Annotated in this window: 10 protein-coding genes and 2 pseudogenes; 9 read left to right on the top strand and 3 right to left on the bottom strand. The window is 69.1% G+C overall.

Annotated features, from left to right (window positions below; genetic code table 11):
- Nucleotides 1-417: ABC transporter permease subunit (locus AC27IO_RS17040; RefSeq protein ID WP_498739825.1), on the top strand; the 417-nt coding region annotated here is incomplete at its 5' end.
- 44 nt (nt 418-461) lie between these two features.
- Here the strand turns inward: AC27IO_RS17040 and gstA are convergent.
- The 3 genes and pseudogenes from gstA to AC27IO_RS17025 all read right to left on the bottom strand — a co-directional run bounded on the left by gstA (nt 462) and on the right by AC27IO_RS17025 (nt 2,101).
- Nucleotides 462-1,071 (bottom strand): annotated as a pseudogene (gene gstA, locus AC27IO_RS17035) (glutathione transferase GstA).
- Between the two features lie 39 nt (nt 1,072-1,110).
- Nucleotides 1,111-1,419 (bottom strand): YkgJ family cysteine cluster protein, encoded by a 309-nt coding sequence (locus AC27IO_RS17030; protein ID WP_498739823.1) that lies wholly within the window; start codon nt 1,417-1,419, stop codon nt 1,111-1,113.
- 85 nt (nt 1,420-1,504) lie between these two features.
- Complete coding sequence (locus AC27IO_RS17025; protein WP_317356882.1) at nt 1,505-2,101, bottom strand: NADPH-dependent FMN reductase; 597 nt, start codon at nt 2,099-2,101, stop codon at nt 1,505-1,507.
- Nucleotides 2,102-2,334: 233 nt separating this feature from the next.
- Between AC27IO_RS17025 and mnmG the strand changes: the two genes are divergently transcribed.
- The 8 genes and pseudogenes from mnmG to AC27IO_RS16985 form a co-directional block, all read left to right on the top strand.
- The gene (mnmG, locus tag AC27IO_RS17020; RefSeq protein ID WP_317356884.1) at nt 2,335-4,341 is read left to right on the top strand and encodes a tRNA uridine-5-carboxymethylaminomethyl(34) synthesis enzyme MnmG; all 2,007 of its coding nucleotides are present in this window, start codon (nt 2,335-2,337) and stop codon (nt 4,339-4,341) included.
- Nucleotides 4,338-5,036, top strand: a complete 699-nt coding sequence (gene rsmG, locus AC27IO_RS17015; RefSeq protein ID WP_284430483.1) for a 16S rRNA (guanine(527)-N(7))-methyltransferase RsmG — start codon at nt 4,338-4,340, stop codon at nt 5,034-5,036. Before mnmG ends, rsmG begins: the two co-directional genes overlap by 4 nt.
- Before the next feature lie 30 nt (nt 5,037-5,066).
- Nucleotides 5,067-5,681, top strand: a complete 615-nt coding sequence (locus AC27IO_RS17010) for a LysE family transporter (RefSeq protein ID WP_284430482.1) — start codon at nt 5,067-5,069, stop codon at nt 5,679-5,681.
- Between the two features lie 22 nt (nt 5,682-5,703).
- Nucleotides 5,704-6,474 carry a ParA family protein gene (locus AC27IO_RS17005; RefSeq protein ID WP_284405563.1) on the top strand — a complete coding sequence of 257 codons (771 nt, stop codon included), beginning with the start codon at nt 5,704-5,706 and terminating at the stop codon, nt 6,472-6,474.
- A gap of 75 nt (nt 6,475-6,549) precedes the next feature.
- A pseudogene (locus AC27IO_RS17000) lies at nt 6,550-7,087 on the top strand (RBBP9/YdeN family alpha/beta hydrolase).
- 43 nt (nt 7,088-7,130) lie between these two features.
- Entirely contained in the window at nt 7,131-7,601 is a 471-nt protein-coding gene (locus AC27IO_RS16995) for a hypothetical protein (RefSeq protein ID WP_498739820.1), read from the top strand.
- A gap of 20 nt (nt 7,602-7,621) precedes the next feature.
- On the top strand, nt 7,622-8,542 hold the full coding sequence (locus tag AC27IO_RS16990) for a ParB/RepB/Spo0J family partition protein (RefSeq protein ID WP_284397235.1): 921 nt from the start codon (nt 7,622-7,624) through the stop codon (nt 8,540-8,542).
- 163 nt (nt 8,543-8,705) lie between these two features.
- Nucleotides 8,706-8,910, top strand: a 205-nt coding sequence (locus AC27IO_RS16985; RefSeq protein ID WP_498739818.1) for a hypothetical protein, incomplete at its 3' end; no start/stop codon positions are given.

The following is an 8,910-nucleotide window of genomic DNA, read 5'->3' as shown; positions in this document are numbered from 1 at the left end:
TGGCTGGGCATCGACGAGGCGTCGAAGGTGCTGCTGATCTACCTGGCGTGCTTTGCGCCCATCGCCCTGGCGGCCAAGGCCGGCGTACGCAGCGCCAGCACCGAGCAGCTCAATGCCGCGGCTTCGCTGGGCGCTAGCCGCCTGCAGGTGGTGTGGCATGTGGTGGTGCCGGCGGCGCTGCCGGAGATCCTGGTAGGCCTGCGCATCGCCCTGGGCTTCGGCTGGACGACGCTGGTGGCGGCCGAGATGGTGGCCGCCACCGTGGGCGTGGGGCAGATAGTGCTCAACGCCTCGAACTTCCTGCGCACCGACCTGGTGGTGATGGGCATTCTGGTGATCGGCCTGGTGGCCTGGTCCTTCGACCTGGCCGTGCGCTGGGCCGAGGCGCGGCTGGTGCCGTGGAAGGGGCGTGCCTGAATCCAGGCACCGAAGGCACGCCCGACCCCCGCCGTTGGTCTGGCTTACTTGAGCAGGCCTTCGGCCTTGAGGGCCGCCTGCACCGCAGGGCGGGCGCCCACGCGGGCGTGGTGGGCCGACAGGTGGGTCAGGTGGGACGTGTCCAGGCCCACCACCTTGCCCCAGCCCACGACGGTGAACAGGTAGCCGTCGGCCACCGAGAAATGCTCGCCCATGAGCCATTCCTTGCCGTCGAGCTGGCTGTCCACCCACTGCAGGCGTGACAGGAGCTTTTCGCGCACGGTGGTCTTGTATTCCTCGGGCGTGGACGTGCCGAACAGGGGGCTGAAGCCCTTGTGCAGTTCGGTGCCGATGAAGGTCAGCCATTCCTGCAGGCGGTAGCGGGCCAGGGTGCCATTGGCGGGGGCCAGGTTCTTGAGGGGGGCCTGGTCGGCGATGTATTGCACGATGGCCGGGCCTTCGCGCAGGCGGGTGCCGTCGTCCAGCTCCAGCAGGGGCACGTAGCCCAGCGGGTTGATCGTGTAGTAGTCCGTGCCGTCCTGCAGCTTGTGGCTCTTGGTGCTGGCCAGCACGGGGGTGAAGGCCAGGCCCGCTTCGTGCAGGGCGATGTGGGGGGGAGAGCGAGCAGGCGCCGGGGCTGTAGTAGAGCTTCATGGATGACCCGAAGGTGTGGTGTTGGACAAGCTCTGCATGCTAGCTGGAAGCGGCCGGGGCCGCTGAAGGCCGGGGCGCCGGGCGCGTGACCGCCTCCAGCTGGCCCAGGTAGTGCAGGGCGTGGGCCCGGTCCGGCCCGCACATGGCCGGTTCGGGCTGCAGCGAGCCGCACACGGCCGGGCGCTCCGGGTGGCCGAAGATGCGGCAGCGCTGCGCATCGTCCAGCTGGATGCAGCGCACGCCGGCCGGCTTGCCCTGGGGCATGCCGGGGATCGGGCTGGTGATCGAGGGGGCCGTGCAGCAGGCGCCGCAGCCGGGCCGACAAACCGTCACGACTGCATCTGTCATTGGCTTGCTATCGAAATAATAGCTAAATGCCCTAGTGGATATTGCGGTGCGGCACCGTTCGGGCCATATCCCTGGGTGGCCTGCCTCAAGCGGGCAGGCCCGGAATGGCCAGCCGGTCGGCCGCCCACAGCACCTGGTCCACCACGGCGCGCACGCGCTGGCGGTGCGGCTCGTGTGCCAGGGCGCCCTGGTCGTCCAGGGCGCTGGCCGCCAGGCCCAGGGCGAAGGCCTGCGGTGCCACCCAGCACTCCAGGTTGATGAGCAGGGGCGCCAAGTGGCTCTGCGAGCGCAGGCCGCCCAGGCCGCCGTTGGAAGCGCTCAGCATGCCCACCACCTTGCCGCGGAAGGGGCGGGTGCCGTCGCTCCACACCGGATGGCCGGCCACGGGGCTGGAGGCCCAGTCGATGGTGTTCTTGAGCAGGGCGGTGTAGCTGCCGTTGTACTCGGGCGAGCAGATGATCCAGCCCGGGTGGGCATCCAGCGCGGCCTTCAGGCGCAGCACGTCGGGCGGGGTGCCGGCCGCTTCCAGGTCGGCGTTGTACATGGGGATGTCGAAGTCCGACAGTTCGAGCAGCGTCACATCGGCTCCGGCATCGCGCGCGATGTCGGCGGTGGCGCGGGCGAGACGGCGGTTGAACGATTGCTGGCGGGTACTGCCCGCGAAGACGAGGAGTTTTTGCATGGCCGCGATTGAAGCACACCGGCGGGGCAGGAAACCTGCAAGAAACCCGTTGTTGCAAGGCACCTGTTCCACGTGAAACAGCACCGGTGGCAGGGGCGGGCCCGAAGTGGGAAAATCACGGGTTTTCCAGCCTGCCAGGGCCGGCCTTCGGCGCCGTTCCTGCCGGGCACGCCCCGCGCCCTGCGGCGGCGATCGAATCGATGAACGGCCCCGCGGGGCCCCGGAGCAGTCCCATGTTGTACCCCCAGGAATTTGATGTCATCGTCGTCGGTGGCGGCCATGCCGGCACCGAGGCCGCGCTGGCCGCCGCGCGCATGGGCCAGCGCACGCTGCTGCTCACGCACAACATCGAGACGCTGGGGCAGATGAGCTGCAACCCCTCCATCGGCGGCATCGGCAAGGGCCATCTGGTCAAGGAAGTGGATGCGCTGGGCGGTGCCATGGCGCTGGCCACGGACGAGGGTGGCATCCAGTTCCGTATCCTCAACAGTTCCAAGGGCCCGGCCGTGCGGGCCACTCGCGCGCAGGCCGACCGCATCCTGTACAAGGCCGCCATCCGCCGCATGCTGGAGAACCAGCCCAACCTATGGCTGTTCCAGCAGGCGGTGGACGATCTGATGGTGGAGGGCGACCGCGTGGTGGGCGCCGTCACGCAGGTGGGCCTGCGGTTTCGCAGCCGCACCGTGGTGCTCACGGCCGGCACCTTCCTGGACGGCAAGATCCATGTGGGCCTGAACAACTACGCCGCCGGCCGGGCGGGCGACCCGCCGGCCGCCAGCCTGTCGGCCCGCTTGAAGGAATTGAAGCTGCCGCAGGGGCGCCTGAAGACCGGCACGCCACCGCGCATCGACGGCCGCAGCATCGACTTTTCCCAATGCGAGGAGCAGCCCGGCGACGGCATGCCCGGCGGTGTGAACGAGGGCACGGTGCCGGTGTTCAGCTTCATGGCGCATGCGCACGGCGGGGCGGCGATGCACCCGCGCCAGGTGCCGTGCTGGATGACCCATACCAACGAGCGCACGCACGACATCATCCGCAGCGGCTTCGACCGCAGCCCGATGTTCACCGGCAAGATCGAGGGCGTCGGCCCGCGCTACTGCCCGAGCGTGGAAGACAAGATCAACCGGTTCGCCGACAAGGACAGCCACCAGATCTTCCTGGAGCCCGAAGGCCTGACCACGCACGAGTTCTACCCCAACGGCATCAGCACCAGCCTGCCGTTCGACATCCAGTACGACCTGGTGCGCAGCATGGCGGGGCTGCAGAATGCGCACATCCTGCGCCCCGGCTACGCCATCGAGTACGACTACTTCGACCCGCGCTCGCTCAAGAGCACGTTCGAGACGCGCCAGGTACAGGGCCTGTTCTTTGCCGGTCAGATCAACGGCACCACGGGCTATGAAGAGGCCGCGGCGCAGGGGTTGTTCGCCGGCATCAATGCCGCGCTGCAGTGCCGCCAGATCAAGGGCGAGGCCAACGATTTCGGCGGCGCCTGGCTGCCGCGGCGGGATGAGGCCTACCTGGGTGTGATGGTGGACGACCTCATCACCAAGGGGGTGACCGAGCCCTACCGCATGTTCACCAGCCGGGCCGAGTTCCGCCTGCAGCTGCGCGAGGACAACGCGGACATGCGCTTGACCGAGGCCGGTCGTCAGCTGGGCCTGGTGGACGATGCGCGGTGGGATGCCTTCAGCCGCAAGCGCGATGCGGTTTCACGTGAAACAGAGCGTCTCAAGGCCACCTGGGTGAACCCCCGCAGCCTGCCGGCCGAGGAGTCGGCGCGGGTGCTGGGCAAAGCCATCGAGCACGAATACAACCTGTTCGACCTGTTGCGACGTCCGGAAGTGGATTACGCCACGCTCATGGGCATGGACGGTGGCCGGCTGGCGTCGCCGGACGTTTCACGTGAAACACTCGGCGAGCTGGCCGACCCGGTGGTGGAGCAGGTGGAGATCGCCGCCAAATACTCCGGCTACATCGACCGACAAAAGGACGAAGTGCAGCGCGCCGCCCATTTCGAAACCCTGCGCCTGCCCGCCGAGTTGGACTATCTCCAGGTGCCGGCCCTGTCCATCGAGGTGCGCCAGAAGCTGCAGAAGCACCGTCCGGAAACCCTGGGCCAGGCCTCGCGCATCTCGGGCGTGACGCCCGCCGCGATCTCGCTGCTGCTGGTGCATTTGAAGAAGGGCGGTTTCAAGGGCTTCAGCGCCACGCCTGCCACAGCCGAGGTGCCCGCATGACCGCGCAGGCGTTGCAGGACACGCTGGCCGAAGGCGCGCAGGCCCTGGGGCTGGGGCTCGGCAGCGCACAGATCGGCCAGTTGATGGATTTCCTGGCGCTGCTGCAGAAGTGGAACAAGGTCTACAACCTGACGGCCGTGCGCGACCCGCAGGAGATGCTCACCCACCACCTGCTGGACAGCCTGGCGGCGGTGCCGCCGCTGCGCCGCCAGCTGGCGCAGGTGCCGGCGGACCTGGATGCCAACCCCGCGCTGCCGCCCCGGCTGCTGGACGTGGGCTCAGGCGGCGGGTTGCCTGGCGTGGTGTTCGCCATCTGCTGCCCGGGCCTGGACGTGAGTTGCGTGGACACCGTGGCCAAGAAGGCGGCGTTCATCCAGCAGGCCGCCGTGACGCTGCGCCTGCCCAACCTGCACGGCATCCACGCCCGGGTCGAGACCCTGGCCGGGCCGTACGATCTGGTGAGCTGCCGCGCCTTCGCCTCGCTGCCGGACTTCACCACCTGGTCGAGCGGCGCCATGGCAGGGCACGCCGTATGGCTGGCCATGAAGGGCAAGCGGCCCGATGACGAGATCGCCGCGCTGCCGGCGGGCGTGCAGGTGTTTCACGTGGAACCTCTTGCCGTGCCCGGCCTGGATGCCGAGCGCTGCATCGTCTGGATGCGGCGCCCGGCGGGTGCGCCGCCGGCCGTCGCTTAAACTCGCTCCTCCAGTTTTCGGGGGGCTTTCATGTTTGGCGTAGCAGATTACGGCGCGTTCGTCGCAGCCATCGTGTTGTTCCTCGCCATTCCCGGCCCCGGCAACCTGGCGCTCATCACCTCCACCAGCAAGGGCGGCGTGCGCGCCGGCCTGGCCGCCACGCTGGGCGTGATGGCCGGCGACCAGGTGCTGATGTGGATGGCGGTGGCGGGCGTCGCCGCGCTGCTGGCCTCGTACCCGGCGGCCTTCCATGCCGTGCAGTGGCTGGGCGCGGCCTACCTGGCGTGGCTGGGCTTCAAGATGCTGACCGCCCGGCCCGGCGGCCAGCCGGTGCTCCACATCGAGCCCCGGCACTACTTCCAGCAGGCGGCGTGGATCACGCTGCTCAATCCCAAGGCCATCGTGTTCTACATGGCGTTCTTCCCGTTGTTCGTGGACCCGGCGCGCCACCAGGGCCTGCTGACCTTCGGCGCCATGGCGGCCACCATCGCGGTGCTCACCTTCCTGTACGGCCTCGTCGTCGTGCTGCTGACCCACCGCCTGGCCGAGCGCATGCGCGCCAACCCGAAGGTCGCGCGCGGGCTGGAGAAGATCGCCGGCGTCTTCCTCATCGGCTTCGGCATCAAGCTGGCCCTCTCCAAATAATTTCCGCGAAACGAAAGCAGTCATGGCCAAGATTTTTTGCATTGCCAATCAGAAGGGTGGGGTGGGCAAGACCACCACTTCCGTCAACCTGGCCGCGGGGCTGGCCAAGATCGGCCAGCGGGTGCTGATGGTCGACCTGGACCCGCAGGGCAATGCCACCATGGGTTCGGGCGTGGACAAGCGCGCGCTGGAGCTGACGGTGTACGACGTGCTGCTGGAATCGTCCTCGGTCAAGGAGGCGGCGGTGCTGTCGGAAAAGTGCGGCTACCACGTGCTGGGCGCCAACCGCGAACTGGCCGGTGCCGAGGTCGAACTGGTGGCCCTGGAGCACCGCGAGCGGCGCCTGAAGGCAGCCCTCGCCGAGGTGGACAAGGACTACGACTTCATCCTCATCGACTGCCCGCCGTCCTTGAGCATGCTGACCCTGAACGGCCTGTGCTGCGCCCACGGCGTCATCGTGCCCATGCAGTGCGAGTATTTCGCGCTGGAGGGGCTGACCGACCTGGTCAACACCATCAAGCAGGTGCACGCCAACCTGAACAAGGACCTGCAGATCATCGGCCTGCTGCGCGTGATGTTCGACCCGCGCATCACGCTGCAAAGCCAGGTGAGCGAGCAGCTCAAGGACCACTTCGGCGACAAGGTGTTCAACACGGTGATCCCACGCAACGTGCGCCTGGCCGAGGCACCGAGCTACGGCCTGCCCGGCGTGGTGTTCGACCCGTCCGCCAAGGGCAGCCAGGCGTTCGTGGACTTCGCCCGCGAGATGGTCAAGCGCGTCAAGCGCATGTAGGCCGCAGCGGGTTTGAGTGCCAGATCGCCTCCATGCCGGCGGATTCATTGCCCTATTTGCTATCAAAAACATAGTATGAAACCAGACAACGTGCTGCTGCTGCCCGGTTGGCAGAACTCCGGGGAAGACCACTGGCAAAGCCGCTGGGAGCGCCTGCACGGCTACCGGCGCGTGGAGCAGCACGACTGGATGCACCCGCTGCGTGGCGACTGGTCCGCCCGCCTGGAAGAGGTGGTGGTGGACGCCGGCGGCCCCGTGGTGCTGGTGGCGCACAGCCTGGGCTGCATCCTCACCGCCTGGTGGGCGGCGCATTCGAAGAACGCCCACCGGGTGCGCGGCGCGCTGCTGGTGGCCCCCGGCGACGTGGAGCACCCCGACATCGCGCCCCTGCTGCCCGGCTGGGCCCCCATCGCGCGCCAGCCGCTGCCGTTTCCTGCCGTGCTGGTGGGCAGCCGCAACGACCCCTACTGCAGCTTCGAGCGCGTGCAGGGGGCTGGGCCACGACTGGGGCGCGCGCTTCGTCGATGCGGGCGCGCTCGGCCACATCAATGCCGAGTCGGGCCTGGGGGACTGGGCGCAAGGCCACGGCTGGCTGGAGGCGCTGTCGCGGTGATGCGGCGACAGCCCCCGGGCGCTCGGCCGAGGGGCCGAGGCCCGTGCCTCAGGCCCGTGCCACGCCGCTTTCCTGGATCGCACGGCTCAAGGCGGGCGTGGCGTCCAGCCTCCAGGTGGCCGCGGAGTGCGGCGTGGGCCTGCTGAGCCTGGCCGGGGTTCCGGTCATGGTGTTCACCGGCAAGCTGTTCGCCGCCGCCGTGCTGGCCGTGATCGCGCTCGGGGTGTTCCTGCGGTTCGCGGCGCGGCGGGGAACGCCCGGGTCGGCCGCCACACCGCCTGCACCGCTGTGGCTGTCTGCGGCGGTGGCCCTGCTCACGGCGCTTGAAGTGGCCCTGGCGGTAGAGGCCACGGGCCTGCCGGTTCGTCACGGCCAGCCAGGGTTTTCGCAGGGGAACTGGCTGTGGGTGCTGCTGGCGTTCGCAGGGCTTTTCTGGGGCCAGCGGCGCTGGCTGAACCGGCGCCTTGCCCGCCGCCGCGGGTCCGATCCGCACGGCATCCGCCCCCCTTTTTGATTTGTACGAGGAACGACAACATGGTCACCAAGAAACCCAAGGGCCTCGGCCGCGGCCTGGAAGCATTGCTGGGCCCCAAGGTCGCGGAAAAGGGCGATGCCGCCCCGCCGCCGCCCGAAGGCACTCCCACCACGCTGGCCCTGGCCGACATGGTGCCCGGCATGTACCAGCCCCGCACGCGCATGGACGAGGGCGCGCTGTACGAGCTGGCCGAGTCGATCAAGGCGCAGGGCATCATGCAGCCGATCCTGGTGCGCCGGCTGGCGCAGGGCGATCATGCGGGCCGCTACGAGATCATCGCCGGCGAGCGGCGCTTTCGGGCCGCGCGGCTGGCGGGCCTGGCCGAGGTGCCGGTGCTGGTGCGCGACGTGCCCGACGAGTCGGCCGCCGCCATGGCCCTCATCGAGAACATCCAGCGCGAGGACCTGAACCCGCTCGAAGAGGCGCAGGGCCTGTCGCGCCTGGTCAAGGAGTTCGGTCTCACGCACGAGCAGGCCGCGCAGGCCGTGGGCCGCTCGCGCAGCGCCGCCAGCAACCTGCTGCGCCTGCTGAACCTGGCCGACCCGGTGCAGACGATGCTGATGGCCGGCGACATCGACATGGGCCATGCGCGCGCGCTGCTGTCGCTGGACCGGGCGGCGCAGATCACGGCGGGCAACCAGATCGCGGCCAAGAAGCTGTCGGTGCGCGAGGCCGAAGCCCTGGTCAAGAAGATCGGCGCCGAGTTCAGCCTGGTGCCCCAAAAGCCCAAGAAGGACGCCAAGTCGCGCGACCTCAAGAGGGTCGAGGAGGAGCTGTCCGACCTGCTCATGGCCGAGGTCGAGGTGCGGGTCAAAAAGCGCGTCAAGCGTGGCAGCCGCACCGAGGAGATGGGCGAGCTGGCGATCCAGTTCGGCTCGATCGAGGCGCTCAACGGCCTGATCGAGCGCCTGCGGGGCTGACGCTCTCCCTGCCGCCCGGCACCAGCGCATTGCGTTGGTCGATATGCGAAATCCGCGCTTTGCGCGGGCGCGATCCCTGTTCAGAATCGGCGCCCCGTCGGCATGGCTCCACTGGTGGCGTTGGGCCGCGCAGGGAGGCCGGCGGACAGGGAGGTGCATACCAATGAAAGTGACAGTGAACGCTGCCGAGGTGAAACACCGGCAGCCCGAATCCACCGGGGCCGATGGCGCCCCGGCCATCGGCAAAAGCGGGCCCGCTGCGGCGGGGCCCTCGGGCCATCCGGACCTGGCGGCCAGGCAACCCCGTTCCCCGGGCGCCGAGGCCGTGCGATCGCGCGTGCCGCTGTCGGCGCTGCCGACCGGCGCGG

The sequence above is a fragment of the Acidovorax sp. KNOB132 genome (assembly GCF_057541515.1).
This window is presented reverse-complemented; position numbering and strand designations above follow the sequence as displayed.

What these genes read in the sequence shown, in the direction of transcription:
- AC27IO_RS17025 (WP_317356882.1), bottom strand. Translation starts at nt 2,101, where the DNA reads ATGCAAAAACTCCTCGTCTTCGCGGGCAGTACCCGCCAGCAATCGTTC.
- AC27IO_RS17030 (WP_498739823.1), bottom strand. Translation starts at nt 1,419, where the DNA reads ATGACAGATGCAGTCGTGACGGTTTGTCGGCCCGGCTGCGGCGCCTGC.
- mnmG (WP_317356884.1), top strand. Translation starts at nt 2,335, where the DNA reads ATGTTGTACCCCCAGGAATTTGATGTCATCGTCGTCGGTGGCGGCCAT.
- AC27IO_RS17010 (WP_284430482.1), top strand. Translation starts at nt 5,067, where the DNA reads ATGTTTGGCGTAGCAGATTACGGCGCGTTCGTCGCAGCCATCGTGTTG.
- rsmG (WP_284430483.1), top strand. Translation starts at nt 4,338, where the DNA reads ATGACCGCGCAGGCGTTGCAGGACACGCTGGCCGAAGGCGCGCAGGCC.
- AC27IO_RS16990 (WP_284397235.1), top strand. Translation starts at nt 7,622, where the DNA reads ATGGTCACCAAGAAACCCAAGGGCCTCGGCCGCGGCCTGGAAGCATTG.
- AC27IO_RS17005 (WP_284405563.1), top strand. Translation starts at nt 5,704, where the DNA reads ATGGCCAAGATTTTTTGCATTGCCAATCAGAAGGGTGGGGTGGGCAAG.